This is a genomic window from Marinomonas spartinae (assembly GCF_016461715.1).
Classification (GTDB): domain Bacteria; phylum Pseudomonadota; class Gammaproteobacteria; order Pseudomonadales; family Marinomonadaceae; genus Marinomonas; species Marinomonas spartinae_A.
The window spans coordinates 53,236-71,753 of record NZ_JAEMUI010000001.1; the positions used below are offsets into that span (position 1 = coordinate 53,236).

Here is an 18,518-nt window from a genome sequence, read left to right on the forward strand (position 1 = left end):
AAAAAAGGTGTCTTGATGACACCTTTTTTTGTTTTTATCTGAAAAATTGAATTAGTATAAAAGCAGAAATATCGCTTTATTGTCGGATGAATGAGGGATCAAAATGAAGATCAAGCTTCTTAGTGTGGTGGCAATGGCCTGGTTGCTATCAGCCTGTAGTTCTAACGAGACGGTTAAAAATGCCGATGTGTCAGAACCAGTGCAGGATTGTGTGTTTGCGGACGGCTCTAATCAGCCTGCACCACAATGGGTCTGTGGTGCGCCTGTGAAAAACGTCGCTTTATCCGCTGTGGGCTATGCAGAGAAGTCTGCCGCTGGACCAAACTTTATGCGTCAAATGGCGGCGACGGCTGCTCGCGTTGAGTTAGCTCAGGTGTTGAGTTTGCAGATGCAAAATATGGTGAAGCAATATGCCGAAACAACGGGCACAGGAGATGCTCAAACGGTTGATCGTGTTAATAGTGTTGTGACCAAACAGATTACTGACCAAAAACTGATTGGCTCTAAAGTGATTCGTCAAATGCCAACGCCTACCGGTGGCATGGTTGTGTTAGTTGGCTTAGATCCGAAACAAACTGAGTCGATTTCTGAAGATATTTTACGCACTTCCATGAAGAATAATGCGGCTATCTTTCAGAAATTAGAGGCAAAGAAAAGCTTTGATGAATTAGCGGCGGACATTGCTAAGCAAAAAATGCCTTAGTCTTATCTCGCGGGCCGTTATTTTGCGTGATTGAGCAGTATGTTGTGGGGATATCGCTTTAGGTGTTTTTACTAAAACACCGAGTGGGCGATTCCCCATTTTCAATATGAGATTAATGGGTGTCGTCTTCGGGGAAGATGGGCGTTGGTTTTTTATTTTCATCAATGGCGACAAAATTAAAGTGGCCTGTAATAGCCTTGGTACGTTTATCGCTGTCTAACTCTTCAAGAAAAATATTGACTTCTACTTTCAAGGATGTACGACCTACACTGACAACGCGAGCAACCAGTTCAACCAAAATACCGGAAGGGATAGGTTGCGTAAAATTAACCTGTTCAGTGGAAATGGTGACAACATGCTTACGTGAAAAGCGAGTCGCTGCAATATAGGCCACTTCGTCCATCCATTGTAATGCGATACCACCAAACAGGGTATCGTAATGGTTTGTTGTGCTGGGAAAGACCATTTTGGCCACTCGAGTTTCTGAAATTTCTTCACGTTTTTGAATGAGTAGTTGGTTCATGGAGGTTTATATTTTTCCTAAAAGTATAGTGATAATCGTCACTTTTTTGATGCTTGTCGGTTGTGATGCTCGATACAAACCGGAGCAGGTTCTATCGGAGTATGCCACTAGCTTATCACGCTCAGCCTATCTAGATGTATCGGTTCCTGATCCTGTTATGCCTAAGTTATATCCTTCCGTTCAAGTACGTACTATGGTATTGACTCAGTTTGACGTAAGTTTACTTGATTTTTTGTCTTTGCAGCACTGTGACTTAGGGCTATTAGTGGGGGAGCGTAACAGCGTTTTAGGACGTGTTATGGTAAACAGTCAGCGCTTTTTGTATGAAGTCAAGATTACACGAGCGTTAGAAACCTGTCCGATTGAAAACCAATCACTGGCCGATAAACTGGCTCCCATTGCTAAACAAAAACACAAAGAACTCCCTCGGGCTTTTATTAATGCTGTATTTAATGGGGATGAGGCCAAATCCTTTTTTAGCTTTTCCAATGGCTTTGTTCCGATGGGGTACACGGCGGCAAATTATCAGTCTTTACAGTCTGCTTTAGGGGATTTATTGGTGATCGGTCAGAATGTCTTAACGCTGCCTCACATTGACTCAAATGCATTCGAACAGGATCTGAAAATCATGGCAGACAGCGAGTATGCAGGGAAACTGCTGTATAGCTTATTGCAAATAACTCGTTATTTAAATGCGGTATCCGAGTCGATAGAATTGCTTCCTCCCAATGTGTGTGGGCCTCCTGTCACGTTCTTAAAACAGCAATTTGAGCATCACTATGTGAAATTGATTCAGCCTTATATGGCGAGGTTGAATGGCACCGCTTATCCTGTGCTATCACAGTTACATCAATTAGCAATGATAGGCGATCCTTTACCAGCGGCATTGGCGAATTATTTAGCACAGTTTTCTTTGCAGGATGAGCAAAGCGTTTGGAGGCGTTATCAAGCGGCTTCAAGACGTCATGCTATGGCATGGAGTCATTTGTTCCAACGTTGTGGACTCTCTCTAAATCAGAAAAATAATTAACGATTCTAGATGTGTACACTTAACTGGTTTTCTAATGCTTCTACGGCATTGTATTGGTAAGCAGGGCCTTGTGCGAGTGGCTCTTCACTTAAAGATTTTAGCATGGCGATGTTTGCTTCGGGGTTGTCCGTGATGCTATGGGAAAATTGAATCGGGCGAATGACGGCGTGTGGCTCATGTCGGTTCAGCGTATCGCTTGTGTCTATAATAGAAGGGCCTGGTTGACTAAACAAACTCATAAATAGCGCAAAGTTAGCACTCCCCGATACGGGAGAACCAGCGTAGCTATTTTGAGTGAGTTGTGTTTCAACAATACTTCTGATGTTCATGTGCAAGTCCAATGACATTAGGCTTTTCAGGCTATCGGCAAGCACTCGATATTCTTGATAGCAAAAAATGACCATGCTGGAAAAAATTGAAAATCTTTAATTGTTGCCTGAATAGCTTTATTAGTCTTTCCTATGGCGAATAACGCTCCGTATATTTTGTTGTTATATATGGCGGGAAAAGATGAGTGAGGGTACTATAATAAATTGTAAATCCGTTGATTTTTTAGTCAATATATGGAAAGTTTTTCATTAACGCCGCTCGTTAGAGGTGGTTAAGGCCGATGATGCATGCACGATATCAATGAGCTGATAGAAAACGTTAGGCGTAACGAACAAATAGCCCTCAAATTTTTTGAGATTGAACGTTGTATTTTGTCTATTGGGCGTTGTGATCAGTTTGTTTCTACTTTAACAAGAGAAGTGCAGAAACAGTTTAATGTCCCATATGTCTGGGTGAATTTAATCAATGAAGCGCCTTTATCGCATTTAATGGAAGCGTTAGAAAAATCGCCGGATTTACGTGACCGCGTATTGTTTACGCGCCGACGTGCCATGATAGACATCATTAAAGCAAGTAGCCGAACGGTGTTAGTGAATGATGACTTATCTCAATGCGATGAAATTATTCCTTCTGTTTATCGGGATATCATTTCTTCTGTCGCTATTTCGCCGTTGACCATTGATGGTGAATTGGTGGGTTTGTTTTGTCAGGCAGATTCAGATAGCTCTCGCTATGATGCTGCCACGAAAGATACGTTCTTGCTGGATCAGCTAGCGATCAAAATTTCCATTTGTTTAAGTAATGTAACGGCACGGGAGAAGTTAGAATATTTAGCTACTCGGGACCCGTTAACAGGCTTGTTGAATCGTCGGCAACTTGAGCTTATGCTGGACAGGGAATTTGCCCGTTCTCAACAGATGCGGCGTGATTTGACCGTGGTCTTTATTGATTGTGATGGCTTTAAGTCGATTAATGATACTTTGGGACATAATTGTGGAGACGAGGTATTGGAGTATATCGCTAAGCGTCTGCTAAAATATGTTCACAAACAGGGATTGGCCTTTCGTTTTGCTGGCGATGAATTTGTCTTTGTGACGCCCGGTAAGAGTTATGATGATGCGTTGCTCATCGCTGAATCTATTCATGATTATCTTCAATCTAATCCATTGAGGTATAAGTCTAATCATGTTCCTATCACGATCAGTTACGGCGGAGCGAGTGTCATGGAAGATAAGCCAACAAACTATAAACATCTGCTTAAAATTGCCGATGAGCGTCTTTACAACTATAAAAATAACCGCAAACGATCTGTACCGACAAAAGTATTCAAGTTCTTGAACCGAATGCGATGAAATGTAATTTTCTTACATTACATCCTCGAAAATTTTTAAGATGAGTATTTTTTGAGGGTGTTTTGTTGTAAACTTTCAGAAAAAATTAAATAGAGTCCCATTATGTCTCATGCTTTGATTGCTGATTTAGGCGGAACGAATGCTCGGTTTGCATTAGTTCGTATACATGAATTCGACCCTCAAGAAGTCAGTGTGCTGTCTTGTAAGGACTATGAGAACTTTTTTGATGCGGTTGCCGCTTATGTTGATAGTTGTAGCGTCGGCATAGAAAATATAAGTGCGGTGGTATTGGCTATTGCTGGACCGGTTAACCAACCTGTTATTCGTTTTTCCAACAATCCTTGGCAGTTTACTCGTCAAGAAGTTGAATCGTATTTTGGCGAAAACAAAGCGGTTGCTTTGTTAAATGACTTTGATGCTGTCGGTCAATGTTTAGAAATTTTAACCCCTAAAGACATGGTGGTCATTGGCGATAATGCTAAGGTTGATCCCAAAGGGGCTGCATGGGTTGTTGGTGCCGGGACTGGGCTTGGGGTAGCTTGTGTTGTGCCTCAGGATCATGGACCCAATATTGTGCTGCCCGGTGAGGGAGGGCATGTCGATTTAGCAACCTGCAACGAATTGGAAGACGATATTTTACGCTTTTTACGAAAAAGGCATAATCGAGTATCCGCAGAGCGGGTTCTTTCAGGTATGGGGCTTGAAAATATCTATGAAGCGATGGCTTTTCGAGAGGGAATTGAGCGTCGTTTGACTGCGCCTGAGATTGGTGACGCTTTGAAGTCGGGAACGGACCCCATTGCGGAAGCTGCTCTTGAACAGTTCTTTGTTTTTCTGGGACGAGTGATCGGCGATTTAGTTTTATCGGTTGAATCTCGGGGTGGGGTATATATTGCTGGCGGCATTGTTCCTCGTTATCTAAATGAAATTCAAAAAAGTGGCTTTCGAAAAGCGATGCAGGAGAAAGGTCGTATGAAAGATTTTGTTGCCCCCATTGCCACTTTCGTTGTGATGTCTGAATACCCAGGGCTGATGGGGTGTGCTTGTTATGCCTCTCATCTTTTATCGAAAGCCTAAAACAGTTGGAGAAAGAATCTATGAAGGCCAGTTTAAAAGCCTGTGATGTCGTTATTTTTGGTGGTGGTGGTGATCTTGCTATGCGTAAGCTGTTGCCAGCCCTTTACCATTTAGAAATGGATGGTTTACTCGCTTCGACCACTCGAATTATCGGCGCTTCTCGACGTGATATGAGTGCTCAAGATTATCAAGAAAAAGTACGTGGTGCGCTGGATGAGTTTGTCCCTTCAAGCGTTGGTGATGAGAAAACATGGCCACGTTTTAAAGATCGTCTGAGTTATGTGTCCGTTGACGCTCAGCAAGAATCTGACTTCTCCCGCTTTACCGATCACGAAATTGGTGGTGATAACCGAGATGTGGTTTTCTATCTTGCCACCTCACCAGATCTGTTTGGTTCTATCTGCTCTTCCCTAGCCACTCATGGTTTAAATAAAGAACGTATGCGTGTCGTGTTGGAAAAACCGCTAGGTCGTGATTTGGCGTCATCCCGTGCGATCAACGATGAAGTGATGCAAAATTTTGCTGAGTCGCAAGTTTTCCGAATTGACCATTACCTTGGTAAAGAAACCGTTCAGAACTTATTGGCGATTCGCTTTGGTAACACCTTGTTTGAACCTTTATGGGACAGTGCTCACATTGATAATGTGCAAATTACTGTCTCGGAAACCGTTGGTGTAGAAGGACGCTGGGGATACTACGATAAAGCGGGAGCCATGCGTGATATGGTACAAAACCATATCGTCCAATTGCTGTGTTTGGTCGCAATGGAGCCTCCAGGACGTATGGATGCGGATTCGGTACGAGATGAAAAAATCAAAGTATTGAAAGCCCTGCGTCCGATTGTTGGTGCCAATGCCTACACTAAAACGGTGCGTGGTCAATATGCTAAAGGCATGATCAAGGGGAAAGAGGTACCTGGTTATTTCGATGAAGAGGGAAGTAATCCTGAGTCGCGTACGGAAACCTTTGTAGCATTGCGTGCAGACATTGATAACTGGCGTTGGGCGGGTGTACCGTTTTATCTAAGAACGGGCAAACGTCTAGGGCAGCGTTATTCTGAAATTGTTATTCAGTATAAGTCTGTGCCTCACAGTATTTTCAGTGACGAAAGTAATCGTCAGCTACAGCGTAATCAGCTTGTTATTCGCTTGCAGCCGGAAGAAAAAATTTCGCTAACGGTAATGAACAAAGTGCCTGGTGCAAGCGAGGGGATGAATCTTCAGCCTGTTGATCTTAACCTGAGTCTGACGGAGGCTTTCCACAATAAGCGTAGTCCTGAAGCCTATGAGCGTTTGTTGCTGGATGTAATGCGTAATGATGCGACCTTGTTTATGCGCTATGACGAAGTAGAAGCGGCATGGAAATGGGTTGACGGCATTATGGCGGCATGGAACCAAACCAGTGAACGTCCTAAAGAATATGCTTCTGGCTCATGGGGCCCTGCGGCGTCTATGGCGTTGCCAATCAAAGATGGCCGTAACTGGCACGACTACTAGCCCTTAAGGTCTTAATAAAAGGAAAATAACATGACGGTTTCTTATACTGCAGAGCAAGTGATGACAGCGACCCCGGTGGTGCCTGTTATTGTCGTGGACGATGTGGCACAAGCGGTTGCTTTAGGTAAAGCGTTGGTCGCCGGTGGCGTACCTGTATTGGAAGTGACCATGCGAACATCTGCTGCATTGGCAGCTATAACAGCCCTTCGCAAAGAAGTGCCTGAAGCGATCGTTGGCGCGGGTACGGTCTGTTCTCGTGAGCAATATGTTCAGGCGGTAGAGGCTGGCTCTCAATTTATTATCAGCCCTGGTTTGACGCCTGACCTATTAAAGGTCGGTAAAGAATATGATATTCCTTATTTGCCTGCTGTCGCGACTATTTCAGATATTCTGCTAGGCATTGAATATGGCTACGACCGCTTTAAATTTTTCCCAGCCGAAGTGAACGGTGGGGTAAAAGCATTGAAAGCATTTGGTGGTCCTCTGCCGCATATCAAGTTTTGCCCAACGGGCGGAATCAGCGCTGGTAATTTCCGAGAATATTTAGATCTGCCGAATGTGCTTTGTGTTGGTGGTTCTTGGATCGTACCTACTGACTTAGTCAAAGCAGGTAAATGGGATGAGATTACAGCATTAGCACAATCTGTCGTCAGCCAGTAAGTATTGTTGATGTTATCAGTTTTGTTTTTATTTACGTCAACGTGTTTGAGGACAGGACAACAGAGAATGAAAAGGGAGGACTGATGCGTCCTCCCTTTTTTATTACAGGTTTTCTTCCGCGAATTCCGCTAAGCGGCTTCGTTCTATACCATTGACGTGCATAATACTGGCGTATTTGAATGACTTGGTTTTCTCGACTAAGTAGGTTAGACCTGAGGTGAGAGGTGTGATGTATTTGTTGTCGATTTGGGCCAAGTTGCCTAGCACAATGATTTTAGAGTTGCTACCTACCCGTGTGACAATGGATTTAAGTTGAAACTGAGTCAGCCCCTGTGCTTCATCAATAATGATTAGAGCGTTATTAAACGAGCGACCCCGCATAAAGTTTAATGATTTAAATTGGATGTTGGCCTTTTGTTTGACATAGTCAATGCTGCTAAAGGCGTGCTCATCCGCTCCATGAAGGATCTCTAGATTATCGTCGAAAGCGGCAAGCCAAGGTGCCATTTTCTCTTCTTCTGTCCCTGGTAGAAAGCCAATATCTTCTGCCATTGGAGGGGTGGAGCGTGCCACAATGATCTTATTAAAACGTTTTTCTTCCATGGTAACTTGTAAGCCATAGGCCAGTGCGAGTAGGGTTTTTCCTGATCCCGCGGGTCCTGTCATGACCATTAAATCAGAGTTATCATGACGTAATAGATAAAACGCCATGGCTTGCTCCAAGTTTCTTGGGCTAATGCCCCAGAAGCTTTGATTCATTAGGTTTTGTTTATTGATATCGAGAAGGTAGATATATTCTTTGTCTATATTGACGACGAAACCGACAAAGTCCTCTTGATCAATGATAAACATATTGAAATACAGGGTCGGCAAATCGGATTTTTTGATGACGTGTACAGTGTGGCGGCCATGGGCTTCGGTTTTGACACTGCCGACTTTCGACCAAATACTGTTTTCCACTTCAATGTAACCTTTGCTCATCAGGTCAACATCGTCTAATACCTTGTCCTTACGATAATCCTCTACACGTTCTAAGCCTGAGCCTTTGGCTTTGATTCGCATATTGATGTCTTTGGTCACTAAACACACGTCGGCCCGTGGGTTGGTGGCTTGAAGGCTTAGAGCAACATTAATAATTCGATTGTCGTTTGCATGATCGTGGTTGCCGTTTAAAAATGGAACATTGTCTAGACTGGTAATTTGTTGGTCCGGGTAGATGGCCAGCGAACCTTCTACATAGGATTTTGGTGTATTGTCTGTGTTGTTGTCTGGTTCATGGTCGCTATGAATACTGGTGCGAATTTGCACGCCGCTTTGTAACTTTTTGGGCGTAGCGTCACCGACAATTTTATCAATGGTGTTAATGGCTAAACGTGCCTCGCGACTAACGTCTTTGTCGCGGCGATCTTTTATTACATCCAGCTCTTCTAATACGGTCATGGGGATGACTACTTTGTGTTCAGCAAAAGCGTAGATGGCTAACGGGTCGTGTAGTAAGACATTGGTGTCTAGAACATAAATTTTTTCCATACAGCATTACTCCTTTGGGACGCAAAAAGCGTCTTGTTTGAGGTGTGGATTGATTTGAAAAAAAGATTGCTGACCGAGTTGTTTAAAAGGGGTTTTTGGGTAAAACAAGTAGGAGATGTTAGAAAAGTAAACATCCGGTAAAAGCGATGAACGTATTTCATTGCGAAAAGCGTTCAGATAATGGTCGTGTTTTTGCTCACGAAGTTTTTTTGGCAAACTGAATCTCACTGTCTTTTGTTCGATTGTAGTTTGAGTGTATGACAGTTTTGTTGATTATGCTGCGTTTTTTTTAGAAATCTGAGGGCTTAATAAGATTAATGCACTATGAGAACAAGAGAAGAGATATAAAAAAAGCCGTTGCATAACAACGGCTTTTAAAAACACATCACTAAAAGACTGTATCAGTCGTCTAAGAAGCTTCTCAGGTGTTCTGAGCGGCTTGGGTGACGCAGTTTACGTAATGCTTTAGCTTCGATTTGACGAATACGTTCACGGGTAACATCAAACTGCTTGCCCACTTCTTCAAGAGTGTGATCAGTATTCATATCAATGCCGAAACGCATGCGAAGAACTTTGGCTTCACGGGCAGTTAAACCAGCCAGCACCATGGTGGTGGATTCACGCAGACCTTCAATAGTTGCTGTGTCAATGGGAGACTCAGCACCATCGTCTTCAATAAAGTCACCTAGATGTGAATCTTCATCGTCACCGATCGGTGTTTCCATTGAAATCGGCTCTTTAGCGATTTTCAAGACTTTGCGAATCTTGTCCTCAGGCATATCCATGCGAGCAGCCAATTCTTCTGGTGTTGCTTCGCGTCCCATCTCCTGAAGCATCTGACGAGAGATGCGATTCAGTTTGTTAATGGTTTCGATCATGTGCACAGGGATACGAATCGTACGAGCCTGATCCGCAATGGAGCGAGTGATAGCCTGACGGATCCACCATGTTGCGTAAGTCGAGAATTTATAACCTCGGCGATATTCGAATTTATCGACGGCTTTCATCAAACCAATGTTACCTTCTTGGATAAGATCCAAAAATTGTAGGCCACGGTTTGTGTATTTCTTCGCAATGGAAATAACCAATCGCAAGTTGGCTTCAACCATTTCTTTTTTCGCGCGACGAGCACGCGTTTCACCAATGGAAATACGACGGTTGATTTCTTTTAACTCGGCGATGCTAAGCCCTGTTTCTTTCGCTACGGCTCTTAGTTTACGCTGGCTGCGCATAAACTCAGCTTCGTTTTCTTCAAGACCAGGTGCATAGTTGGCGCCTGAAGAAATCTGCTCTTTTAACCAATCAGGATTGGTTTCATTGCTAGGGAAGCGTTTCAAAAACTCTGTGCGTGGCATGCCAGCTTTGCGGACACACACTTGCATAATCAAACGTTCTTGCTCACGTACTTTGTCCATACGTGAACGAACACGGTCAATAAGATCATCAAAGATCTTAGGTACCAGTTTGATAGGGGCAAAACTAATGCTGAGCTCTTCTTGTTTGCTTTGAACATCAGGATCTTGGCGATCGCGTGTTTTCAGTAACTCTTTAAGCTCATTATAGATGCGGGTAATGTCATTGAAACGAAGTGCTGTTTCTTCTGGATCAGGGCCGCTATCCGTTTCTTCTTCTGAAGAGGCATCGGTATCGTCGTCATCTTCATCGGATTCTGTATCGATGGTATCGTCCTCGGCAGGAATCTCATCCGGAACGTCATCAAAGACAGGTTCTTCACCATCGCCATCGATGAACCCACTAAATATATCGCTTAGACGACCTTCTTCTTCTTTCACCTTGGTGTAGGCATCAAGAAGAACATCGACCGCGCCTGGGAAGTAGGAAATAGCCGCCATGACTTCTCGCGTACCTTCTTCGATACGCTTAGCTATGGCGATTTCGCCTGCTCGAGTCAAAAGTTCAACGGTACCCATTTCCCGCATGTACATACGAACCGGATCAGTGGTTCGAGTGATGTCGCCTTCTACTGCGGCAAGAGCAGCAGCGGCCTCTTCGGCAGCGGCTTCATCGGTTGAATCGCCTTCTTCCATAAGAAGACTGTCTTTATCAGGGGCAAATTCAGAAACCATGATGCCCATGTCATTGATCATGGCAATGATTTCTTCTACCTGATCTGGATCAGAAAGGTCATCAGGGAGATGGTCGTTGACTTCGGCAAAAGTGAGGTAACCTTGTTCTCTACCTTTAGCGATCAGCTCTTTGAGACGTGACTGTTGAGTGTCTGGCATTCGACAACCTATCGTTAGAAATTCGTTTGGAGTTTTGCAAGCAGCGGATTATAACAAAAGAGTTCAATTTTATCCAGATATTCTCTCTTTTTTGAGTGAAAATCAGGCAGTTGTTACGACTTTTTCCGTCGCATTTGTTCCATTAAGTTACGTAATTCTTGCTTGCTGTCATCATCCTTTATGGATTCGTTTCCTTGGTTTTTCAAGCGGGTAATACTGCTATTTAAACCAAGATTTTTTTCCATGTTGGATACCATATCTATCACTTCTTGCTGAGCATTGGAAATTTTTAGCTTAGTTGTGGCGTCTTGGTGGTTTAAAAGTGCATAAATGCCTTGAATTGTGGTGTTTTCTATCGTTGACCCCAGCAAGTGGCCAACATTGTTTTTAGGGTATTTTGTGAAATATCTCCATATTTTACAAAACAGTTGTAGCTCTTCATCGGCTTTATTCTGTAAGGGGTCGGGAATTTCAATGGTGCTGGCAATCTTAGGTTGCAACAAAAGGCAAAGGGTCGCTTGTTTGACTCGGCTTAGTGTCGGAGCTGGCGGCGGGAGTGTCGCGGTATCATCCTGATTGAATTTGCCTTTTTTAAATGGGGCTTTTCCATACGACTTTTTGCTTGTTGACGTTCTTGTTGGGGTATAAGTGATCTCTGAGTCATAAAGATGGGCGCTGGGTGAGTAATCATCGTAGTCTCCATGACTCAGAGTGCTCTCATAATAATTTAAATCAGGCGCATCATCATGGTTGTTGTAGGGCGCTGCTGTTGTGGCAGAGGTGTCTGGAGTCTCAGACTCAGGGGAGAAGTGACGGCGAGTTTTGAAGACTGTATTATTTAATGTGTTGCTATCAATGCCAGATTGGTCGCTTAACTGACGAATCAATACAGAGCGAAAGGTGAGCTCTTTGGGAATTTGTTGAATCATCTCCATAGCGTTGCGGGCAAATTGTGCTTCACCTTCCTCGTCTCCAAGGGTAACTTGCTTTCTGGCATGGTCAAAAAGGACATGAGATAGCGAGTGGGCGTCTTCTAAGCGATGGGTAAATGACTCTTTGCCTTCTTTTCTCACCAACGAATCTGGATCCTCTCCCTCTGGTAAGAATAAAAAGCGTACTTGTTTTTCATCCTGCATGACAGGAAGCGCAGCTTCTAAACCACGAATGGCAGCAGCTCGGCCCGCTTTATCACCGTCAAAACAGAGTGTTACTTTGCTGACAAGTTTAAATAACTTGCGGATATGTTGGCTATTGACAGAGGTGCCTAAGGTGGCGACAGCGTTCGTTATGCCATGTTGGGCTAAGACGATCACGTCCATATAGCCTTCGACGACAATAATCTGCTCAAGGATAGGGGTGTTTTGTTTGGCTTCAAATAAGCCATATAGCTCTTGGCTTTTTTGAAAAACAGGGGTTTCGGGTGAGTTCAGGTATTTGGGTTTTTCATCGCCAAAAGCACGACCGCCAAAGGCGATGACTCGACCACGGGTATCGCGAATTGGAAACATGATACGATCGCGAAAACGGTCATAGTAATGGCCCGGTTGATCTTTTTTCTCAATCAGCATACCGCCGAGTAAGAGTTGCTCTTGTTGCTCGGCACGTGTGCCTATTTTTCTGAGTAGATTGTCCCAGCCCTGAGGAGCAAACCCCAAGCCAAATACCTTGGCTATTTGTCCAGATAAGCCTCGTTCGATAGAGAGATAGTCGGTGGCTCGTTTTTTGTCGGGGTGTTTGATTAGTTGTTCTTGGAAGAAATGGGCACTTTCAGACAATCGTTTTAGCAGTTCTGCGTTCTGTTCATAGCGATCTGGTGCACCTTTTTCTCTGGGTATTTCTAGACCCGCATCTTTAGCGAGCACTTCGATGGCATCAATAAAGTCTAGGTGGTCATGTTCCATTACGAAGGAAATGGCATTCCCGCCTGCGCCGCAACCAAAGCAATAATAAAATTGTTTGTTTGGGTTTAAGCTGAAAGAGGGGGTTTTTTCATTATGAAATGGGCATAAGGCACTGTAGTTTTGCCCGGTTTTTTTCAAGCTAATGCGGGACGCAACCACATCGGTTATGTCGGTTCGAGCTAAGAGCTCGTCAATAAACTGATCTGGAATACGTCCTGCCATATCATTAACCCAGTTGCGCCTTAACTTGCTTGCTGACTTGTGCCATGTCGGCACGACCTTGCACTTGAGGTTTCACAATTGCCATTACGGCGCCCATTTGTTGCATGGAGTTAGCACCCGTTTCGGCAATAGCGGCTTTGACGATCTCGGCAACTTCATCATCGGTGAGCGCTGTAGGAAGAAACTCACTGATAATAGCCATTTCTTCCTGTTCTACTTGTGCTAAGTCTTCACGGCCTCCGTCGAGAAATTGTTGGCTGGAGTCTTTGCGCTGTTTGTTCATTTTGTCCAGCACCGCCAATACTCGAGCGTCGTCTAATTCGATACGTTCGTCTACTTCGATTTTTTTGAATTCAGATAAAATCGTGCGAATAACGGCAACGCGCTGCTTTTCTTTTGCTCTCATGGCCGTTTTTAGGGAGTCGGAGATGTGCTTTTTTAAGTCTGACATGGGGTCCTCTTTTAATTGATAGAAATCTTTGCAATGATCGGCAAGGATTCCTTTGTAAGCAAAAAAAACGGCTAGTTTGTTAACTAGCCGTTTTTTTATAAGCCTAAAAGCACGGTGCGTCTAGGCAAACATTTGTTTTTTAGCAAATTGCCAAACGGCAGATTGGCTTAGTACAAACGTTGGAATTTTTTCTGCTCACGAGACACTTTTTTCGCGTGACGTTTAACTGCCGCTGCGGCAGCACGTTTGCGAAGTGTTGTTGGTTTTTCGTAGCATTCACGACGACGAACTTCAGCCAACACACCTGCTTTTTCACAAGAGCGTTTGAAGCGACGTAGAGCGATGTCAAATGGTTCGTTATCTTTTACTTTTACAGCTGGCATATTTTTACCTTTTAAATGTGTTTTAAGTTTAAATTGTGCAAAAACGGCGTGAATCATACCTGTATTGACAGGGCTTTCAAAGCACACTTTTGCTGAACAGAGTGAGATCATCTATTTCATGGCATATTTGCCCTATAGAGATCGATTTCTCTAACCCTGAAACAGACTGTATTGCGTCTGTCTTTATTCATTTTCTTTCATAAGGGTGTTTGTATCTCACTCTGATGGTGGCTTGATAAGTGATGAGCATTATCACATCAAACAATACCGCTACGAGAATGGATCAAACGAGAAAAAATCACCTGCCTTTTTATCTAAACGTTTAAAACGCGCGTATTCTAAAACGTTTGGCGTGCTTTGTCCAATCAGATTTGTGTAGGCTCTGCCTTAACGTATGTAGATGGGGTACAATGCGAGCAAATTTTGTGATGAGACCATAGTAATGAAAGTATTGGGATTAGAGACGTCATGTGATGAGACGGGAATCGCCATTTACGATACCGAAAACGGCCTTTTAGCCCATAAAATATATTCGCAGATTGCTAAGCATGCCGAATATGGTGGTGTGGTGCCTGAGTTGGCGTCACGTGATCATGTGCGTAAAACCTTGCCCCTGATCGATGAGGTATTGCGAGAAGCGAGACTGACTAAGCATGAGTTGGACGCTGTTGCCTATACCAGCGGCCCAGGTTTAGTTGGGGCGCTGATGGCGGGGGCCACGATTGGCCGCTCGCTGGCTTATTCATTAAATATCCCCGCGTTAGGCGTGCATCATATGGAAGGGCACTTGTTAGCTCCGATGCTGGAAGCAACAAAACCTGACATGCCTTTTATCGCTTTGTTGGTTTCTGGTGGTCATACTCAGCTTGTTCGGGTGGATGCGATAGGTGAATATCGTTTGCTAGGTCAGTCTTTAGATGATGCTGCCGGTGAAGCTTTCGATAAAGCGGCCAAAATGATTGGTTTACCTTATCCTGGTGGGCCTCAAATCGCTGCTTTGGCCAAAACGGGACAGGTACGTCCTGATCTGAAGTTCCCGCGCCCTATGACGGATCGCCCAGGATTGGATTTTAGTTTCAGTGGTTTGAAAACCGCGTTTTTAACCGCTATCCACAGTGCATTAGATGAGGAACGTTGTGATGAACAGTTCAAAGCCGATGTCGCTTTGGCCTTTGAAATGGCGGTGGTGGATACCTTGGTGATCAAATGTCGTCGGGCTCTAGAAAGTGAAGGGTTAAAGCGGCTGATAATCGCCGGTGGCGTTAGTGCTAATACCCGTTTACGTGAACAGCTTGAGTCTCAGTTGAAAAAAATACAGGCCAGTGTGTTTTATGCGCGGCCGGAGCTGTGTACTGATAACGGTGCGATGATTGCCTATGCGGGGGCTCAGCGCTTGATTTGTGGGCAATCCTCAGGCTTGAATTTATCTATTCGTGCGCGTTGGCCACTATCCGAATTACCGTCTGTTAAAGGTGTCGCATGAAAGACATTGTGTTTATTGAAGAGTTAAAAGTACAGGCTGTCATTGGGGTTTATGACTGGGAAAAAACCATTAAACAGGAACTGTTGTTGGATCTTGAAATGGAACATGACAATCGTGTTCCAGCACAAACAGACGATTTATCTAAAACTCTCGATTATGAAGCGATTTCAAATTTTATTACGGCGTTTTGTCTGGAACGGCAATTTGAATTAATCGAGACGTTAGCAGAGCGCTTAAGTGACGAGATTATTAAGATATTTTCCGTAAGTGCCTTAACGTTGACGGTACGCAAGCCTGGGGCTGTTCCTGCCGCAAGGTCTGTTGGGGTTAAGTTATATCGAACGGCTTAAACATTTGAGGGACATGATAAGGTCCCTCCTGATGTACAATTGTCATGGCTTTGAGCAAGGTTGGTCATCTTGTTCTAAGGAGGCTTAGGCAATACAAGAGTAGATGTCTAGGTAATGAATGGGTGAAGCAATTTTTCCAAGGCCGTGATTCGAGCCTCTTTCATCGCCTTGCCAAGCTCGGCTCCTGAAAAACCTTGTTTCATTAAGCTGGCAGCGTTGATGTTTGCGATACTATCACGCAGGCTAAGCCAGTCTTCTTGTTTGGTATTCGTTAATAAACTCAATACTTCTACTAGAAGTTTATAAGGTTGGTGTTTTTTGATGGCGACGACGGAGAGTAGCCATGTTTCCCAGTGTACGGCCGACATAGGAATGTGATGAGATTGCAGAAAATAGCACGACTGTTCCGCTATTTGCTTGTACTTATTTGGACATTTAATGTTTTGGTGTAGAGTCACCAGTGCGTCAAGCGGAGTATATTGGCAAATTATCGCCCAACGTTGATGTGGTACCAGTGCTGAAGACTGTAATTGGACTTTGGTCGATTCCTGACTCTCCCAAACCAGTTTCGGAAACAAGAGGTCTAAGGCGTCTACTTGTTGCAGTACATCAAAAAAGACAAAGCTGTAAGGCGTTGTTAAGGCTTTTTCTAGCTCTTTCCAAACGCGTTCAGGGCTTAGGGTGCTAAGTTCCCCTGAATGACTGATTTGACGCATTAAGTTGAGGGTATCAGGGGCGATATGAAAGCCAAAATGATGAAACCGAGAAGCAAAGCGAGCGACACGGAGCACTCTAAGTGGGTCTTCAACAAACGCATCGGAGACATGTCGTAAGAGACGGTGCTCAAGATCTTCCTTACCATGAAACGGATCGATTAGCTGACCATCAGGTGTCTGTGCTATGGCGTTGATGGTGAGATCTCGGCGAGCTAAATCTTCTTCTAAGCGAATATCGGGAGAAAAATCACAAATAAATCCGGTGTAACCCTGGCCTTGCTTTTTTTCTTTTCGAGCGAGCGCGTATTCTTCCTTGGTGTCCGGATGCAAAAAAACCGGAAATTGCTTGCCTACTTGTTGATAACCCTGTGCGGCTAACTGATCCGGAGTGGCACCAGTCACCACCCAGTCGTGATCTTTTACAGTGAGCCCTAGTAATTGGTCTCTAACGGCTCCACCGACTAAATACACCTGATATGTTGTCATGCTTTTATCGCTCTACTAGCAGGCCATTTATTGTTGATAGAGTGTCTCTAAGATCCAAGCTCGCATTGTTCTGGGAACATGGCGCTCCATTGACTGAAGCCACCATTTAGCGAGTAGACTTCTTGAAAGCCTTGGGCCGCTAGATACTCAGCGGCACCTTTACTACTGTTTCCGTGGTAGCAACAGACAACAACTGGCTTGTTTTTGTCTGCTTGTTCGATAAATTCTTGGACATTATCGTTATTTAGCAAGATAGCATTATTGATATGGCTTTGTTGGTAACTTGCTTGGTCACGAATATCCACAATCGTCGCATCGTTTTCGATAATAGGAAGGGCATCAGACACATCGATACAAGTATAAGTCATAGTTCTTTCCGTTTAATGGTACATGGCGTGCTAAAAAGCTGTTGATCATCAAGTCGTAAGGCCGTTAGGCTACCTCCCCAAACACAACCTGTATCCAGTGCATGGATAGTATTGGAGTGGGTAATGCCCTCAAGTGCTGCCCAATGACCAAAAACAACGTGGCAATCTTCAGGCAATTGGGTTGGATAAGAGAACCAAGGGGCATAGCCCTCTGGTGCCGTATCTAGGCCTTCTTTCGTTTTTAGGTCTAAAGTACTATCTACCGCACAAAAACGCATACGGGTTAGGTAGTTGGTGATGGCACGGAGCCTATCCATTCCTATTAGATTGTTATCCCACCTTTGTGGTGTATTACCATACATAACCGCGAGAAAATCATCAACTGTATCGCTTCTCAGTTGGTTTTCCACTTCTTGGGCGAGGGTCAGGGTTTGTTCCAATGTCCAGCAGGGTGGTATGCCCGCATGAGTCATAATGGTATTGAGGCTTTCATCGTAGTGGCAAAGTGGCTGCTGGCGAAGCCATTCCATGAGTTCGTCTCGATCGCTTGCCGTTAATATATCGAGCAGAGTGTCATTGCGCTTTAGTGCGCTATGACCGCGTGAGACAGCCAGCAAGTGCAGATCGTGATTGCCCAATACAGCGGTGGCATTGTTCCCTAGAGACTTGATAAAACGAAGGGTTTCCAAGGATTCTGGGCCACGATTGATAAGATCACCCGCAAACCATAGATGATCTTTTTGGGGATCATAATGAAAGGTTTCGAGTAGCGCCATAAGTGGTGTAAAACAGCCCTGTAGGTCACCAATTGCATAGGTCGCCATATGTTACCTCAGTGAACTTGATTTGGAACAGAAAGACGAAAAGCTCGAATAGGGGCTTCGAACTCGGTGCCATCATCGGCAATAAATTGATAGCTGCCATGCATGCTGCCAACCACAGTATCCATTACCGTTCCACTAGAGTATTGGAAGGATTCACCTGATTCAAGGTGAGGGTATTCCCCTACAACTCCGCCACCTTTTACTTCTTGTATCTTTTCATCGCCGTTAGTAATGATCCAGTGTCTTGATAGGAGTTTTGCCGCTTGTGTACCGCAGTTGGTAATCGTAATGTGGTAGGCGAATACATAGCGTGATTCGCTCGGTGTAGATTGGTGGGGGAGGTATTCGGTTTGAACATTGACTGCGATATCGTATTTTAGCATTTCA

The 18,518-nt window shown here is 44.2% G+C and carries 19 protein-coding genes; 8 read left to right on the forward strand and 11 right to left on the reverse strand.

Features of this window, described 5'->3' with window-relative positions:
* Window positions 1-103 precede the first annotated feature (103 nt).
* Window positions 104-703 carry an LPP20 family lipoprotein gene (locus JHD45_RS00210; RefSeq protein WP_199473787.1) on the forward strand — a complete coding sequence of 200 codons (600 nt, stop codon included), beginning with the start codon at window positions 104-106 and terminating at the stop codon, window positions 701-703.
* Window positions 704-815: 112 nt separating this feature from the next.
* Here the strand turns inward: JHD45_RS00210 and JHD45_RS00215 are convergent, their stop codons facing one another.
* Window positions 816-1,226, reverse strand: coding sequence for an acyl-CoA thioesterase (locus JHD45_RS00215; RefSeq protein WP_199473789.1), 411 nt, complete (start codon window positions 1,224-1,226; stop codon window positions 816-818).
* Here JHD45_RS00215 and JHD45_RS00220 point away from each other — a divergent pair.
* The gene (locus JHD45_RS00220) at window positions 1,225-2,256 is read left to right on the forward strand and encodes a DUF3080 family protein (RefSeq protein ID WP_233407462.1); all 1,032 of its coding nucleotides are present in this window, start codon (window positions 1,225-1,227) and stop codon (window positions 2,254-2,256) included. The two genes, JHD45_RS00215 and JHD45_RS00220, sit on opposite strands and share 2 nt — an antisense overlap.
* A 5-nt stretch (window positions 2,257-2,261) precedes the next feature.
* Here JHD45_RS00220 and JHD45_RS00225 read toward each other — a convergent pair whose 3' ends face one another.
* The gene (locus JHD45_RS00225; RefSeq protein WP_199473791.1) at window positions 2,262-2,585 is read right to left on the reverse strand and encodes a hypothetical protein; all 324 of its coding nucleotides are present in this window, start codon (window positions 2,583-2,585) and stop codon (window positions 2,262-2,264) included.
* Between the two features lie 288 nt (window positions 2,586-2,873).
* Between JHD45_RS00225 and JHD45_RS00230 the strand changes: the two genes are divergently transcribed.
* The 4 genes from JHD45_RS00230 to JHD45_RS00245 all read left to right on the forward strand — a co-directional run bounded on the left by JHD45_RS00230 (window position 2,874) and on the right by JHD45_RS00245 (window position 7,171).
* Complete coding sequence (locus tag JHD45_RS00230) at window positions 2,874-3,938, forward strand: diguanylate cyclase (protein WP_199473801.1); 1,065 nt, start codon at window positions 2,874-2,876, stop codon at window positions 3,936-3,938.
* Window positions 3,939-4,040: 102 nt separating this feature from the next.
* Window positions 4,041-5,015, forward strand: a complete 975-nt coding sequence (gene glk, locus JHD45_RS00235) for a glucokinase (protein ID WP_199473803.1) — start codon at window positions 4,041-4,043, stop codon at window positions 5,013-5,015.
* A 20-nt stretch (window positions 5,016-5,035) separates the two neighbouring features.
* Window positions 5,036-6,511, forward strand: a complete 1,476-nt coding sequence (zwf, locus tag JHD45_RS00240) for a glucose-6-phosphate dehydrogenase (protein ID WP_199473805.1) — start codon at window positions 5,036-5,038, stop codon at window positions 6,509-6,511.
* Between the two features lie 30 nt (window positions 6,512-6,541).
* Window positions 6,542-7,171 carry a bifunctional 4-hydroxy-2-oxoglutarate aldolase/2-dehydro-3-deoxy-phosphogluconate aldolase gene (locus tag JHD45_RS00245; protein WP_199473807.1) on the forward strand — a complete coding sequence of 210 codons (630 nt, stop codon included), beginning with the start codon at window positions 6,542-6,544 and terminating at the stop codon, window positions 7,169-7,171.
* Window positions 7,172-7,273: 102 nt separating this feature from the next.
* On the opposite strand, the gene JHD45_RS00250 is transcribed toward JHD45_RS00245, so the two are convergent.
* From JHD45_RS00250 to rpsU, 5 genes are all read right to left on the reverse strand, one after another.
* Window positions 7,274-8,701 (reverse strand): PhoH family protein, encoded by a 1,428-nt coding sequence (locus tag JHD45_RS00250; protein ID WP_199473809.1) that lies wholly within the window; start codon window positions 8,699-8,701, stop codon window positions 7,274-7,276.
* A 401-nt stretch (window positions 8,702-9,102) separates the two neighbouring features.
* Entirely contained in the window at window positions 9,103-10,947 is a 1,845-nt protein-coding gene (gene rpoD / locus JHD45_RS00255; protein WP_199473811.1) for an RNA polymerase sigma factor RpoD, read from the reverse strand.
* 113 nt (window positions 10,948-11,060) lie between these two features.
* Entirely contained in the window at window positions 11,061-13,070 is a 2,010-nt protein-coding gene (gene dnaG / locus JHD45_RS00260; protein WP_199473813.1) for a DNA primase, read from the reverse strand.
* A 4-nt stretch (window positions 13,071-13,074) separates the two neighbouring features.
* On the reverse strand, window positions 13,075-13,521 hold the full coding sequence (locus tag JHD45_RS00265) for a GatB/YqeY domain-containing protein (RefSeq protein ID WP_199473815.1): 447 nt from the start codon (window positions 13,519-13,521) through the stop codon (window positions 13,075-13,077).
* Window positions 13,522-13,688: 167 nt separating this feature from the next.
* Complete coding sequence (gene rpsU / locus JHD45_RS00270; protein ID WP_009835737.1) at window positions 13,689-13,904, reverse strand: 30S ribosomal protein S21; 216 nt, start codon at window positions 13,902-13,904, stop codon at window positions 13,689-13,691.
* 442 nt (window positions 13,905-14,346) lie between these two features.
* Here rpsU and tsaD point away from each other — a divergent pair, with 442 nt between their 5' ends.
* Window positions 14,347-15,387, forward strand: a complete 1,041-nt coding sequence (gene tsaD / locus JHD45_RS00275; protein WP_199473823.1) for a tRNA (adenosine(37)-N6)-threonylcarbamoyltransferase complex transferase subunit TsaD — start codon at window positions 14,347-14,349, stop codon at window positions 15,385-15,387.
* Window positions 15,384-15,737 carry a dihydroneopterin aldolase gene (gene folB / locus JHD45_RS00280; RefSeq protein WP_199473825.1) on the forward strand — a complete coding sequence of 118 codons (354 nt, stop codon included), beginning with the start codon at window positions 15,384-15,386 and terminating at the stop codon, window positions 15,735-15,737. The genes tsaD and folB overlap by 4 nt, the downstream gene beginning before the upstream one ends.
* 107 nt (window positions 15,738-15,844) lie before the next feature.
* On the opposite strand, the gene JHD45_RS00285 is transcribed toward folB, so the two are convergent.
* From JHD45_RS00285 to apaG, 4 genes are read right to left on the reverse strand one after another with little or no spacing between them, the layout of a single operon-like run.
* The gene (locus JHD45_RS00285) at window positions 15,845-16,939 is read right to left on the reverse strand and encodes a tRNA nucleotidyltransferase (RefSeq protein WP_199473827.1); all 1,095 of its coding nucleotides are present in this window, start codon (window positions 16,937-16,939) and stop codon (window positions 15,845-15,847) included.
* A 47-nt stretch (window positions 16,940-16,986) separates the two neighbouring features.
* On the reverse strand, window positions 16,987-17,307 hold the full coding sequence (gene glpE / locus JHD45_RS00290) for a thiosulfate sulfurtransferase GlpE (protein WP_199473835.1): 321 nt from the start codon (window positions 17,305-17,307) through the stop codon (window positions 16,987-16,989).
* On the reverse strand, window positions 17,304-18,131 hold the full coding sequence (locus tag JHD45_RS00295; protein ID WP_199473837.1) for a symmetrical bis(5'-nucleosyl)-tetraphosphatase: 828 nt from the start codon (window positions 18,129-18,131) through the stop codon (window positions 17,304-17,306). Before JHD45_RS00295 ends, glpE begins: the two co-directional genes overlap by 4 nt.
* An 8-nt stretch (window positions 18,132-18,139) precedes the next feature.
* Window positions 18,140-18,514, reverse strand: a complete 375-nt coding sequence (gene apaG, locus JHD45_RS00300; RefSeq protein ID WP_233407464.1) for a Co2+/Mg2+ efflux protein ApaG — start codon at window positions 18,512-18,514, stop codon at window positions 18,140-18,142.
* Between the last annotated feature and the right edge of the window lie 4 nt (window positions 18,515-18,518).

Bases quoted from the DNA above. Each gene is read 5' to 3' on its own strand.
- JHD45_RS00210 (WP_199473787.1), top strand. From the start codon at position 104: ATGAAGATCAAGCTTCTTAGTGTGGTGGCAATGGCCTGGTTGCTATCA.
- JHD45_RS00220 (WP_233407462.1), top strand. From the start codon at position 1,225: ATGGAGGTTTATATTTTTCCTAAAAGTATAGTGATAATCGTCACTTTT.
- JHD45_RS00215 (WP_199473789.1), bottom strand. From the start codon at position 1,226: ATGAACCAACTACTCATTCAAAAACGTGAAGAAATTTCAGAAACTCGA.
- JHD45_RS00225 (WP_199473791.1), bottom strand. From the start codon at position 2,585: ATGAACATCAGAAGTATTGTTGAAACACAACTCACTCAAAATAGCTAC.
- JHD45_RS00230 (WP_199473801.1), top strand. From the start codon at position 2,874: ATGCACGATATCAATGAGCTGATAGAAAACGTTAGGCGTAACGAACAA.
- glk (WP_199473803.1), top strand. From the start codon at position 4,041: ATGTCTCATGCTTTGATTGCTGATTTAGGCGGAACGAATGCTCGGTTT.
- zwf (WP_199473805.1), top strand. From the start codon at position 5,036: ATGAAGGCCAGTTTAAAAGCCTGTGATGTCGTTATTTTTGGTGGTGGT.
- JHD45_RS00245 (WP_199473807.1), top strand. From the start codon at position 6,542: ATGACGGTTTCTTATACTGCAGAGCAAGTGATGACAGCGACCCCGGTG.
- JHD45_RS00250 (WP_199473809.1), bottom strand. From the start codon at position 8,701: ATGGAAAAAATTTATGTTCTAGACACCAATGTCTTACTACACGACCCG.
- rpoD (WP_199473811.1), bottom strand. From the start codon at position 10,947: ATGCCAGACACTCAACAGTCACGTCTCAAAGAGCTGATCGCTAAAGGT.
- dnaG (WP_199473813.1), bottom strand. From the start codon at position 13,070: ATGGCAGGACGTATTCCAGATCAGTTTATTGACGAGCTCTTAGCTCGA.
- JHD45_RS00265 (WP_199473815.1), bottom strand. From the start codon at position 13,521: ATGTCAGACTTAAAAAAGCACATCTCCGACTCCCTAAAAACGGCCATG.
- rpsU (WP_009835737.1), bottom strand. From the start codon at position 13,904: ATGCCAGCTGTAAAAGTAAAAGATAACGAACCATTTGACATCGCTCTA.
- tsaD (WP_199473823.1), top strand. From the start codon at position 14,347: ATGAAAGTATTGGGATTAGAGACGTCATGTGATGAGACGGGAATCGCC.
- folB (WP_199473825.1), top strand. From the start codon at position 15,384: ATGAAAGACATTGTGTTTATTGAAGAGTTAAAAGTACAGGCTGTCATT.
- JHD45_RS00285 (WP_199473827.1), bottom strand. From the start codon at position 16,939: ATGACAACATATCAGGTGTATTTAGTCGGTGGAGCCGTTAGAGACCAA.
- glpE (WP_199473835.1), bottom strand. From the start codon at position 17,307: ATGACTTATACTTGTATCGATGTGTCTGATGCCCTTCCTATTATCGAA.
- JHD45_RS00295 (WP_199473837.1), bottom strand. From the start codon at position 18,131: ATGGCGACCTATGCAATTGGTGACCTACAGGGCTGTTTTACACCACTT.
- apaG (WP_233407464.1), bottom strand. From the start codon at position 18,514: ATGCTAAAATACGATATCGCAGTCAATGTTCAAACCGAATACCTCCCC.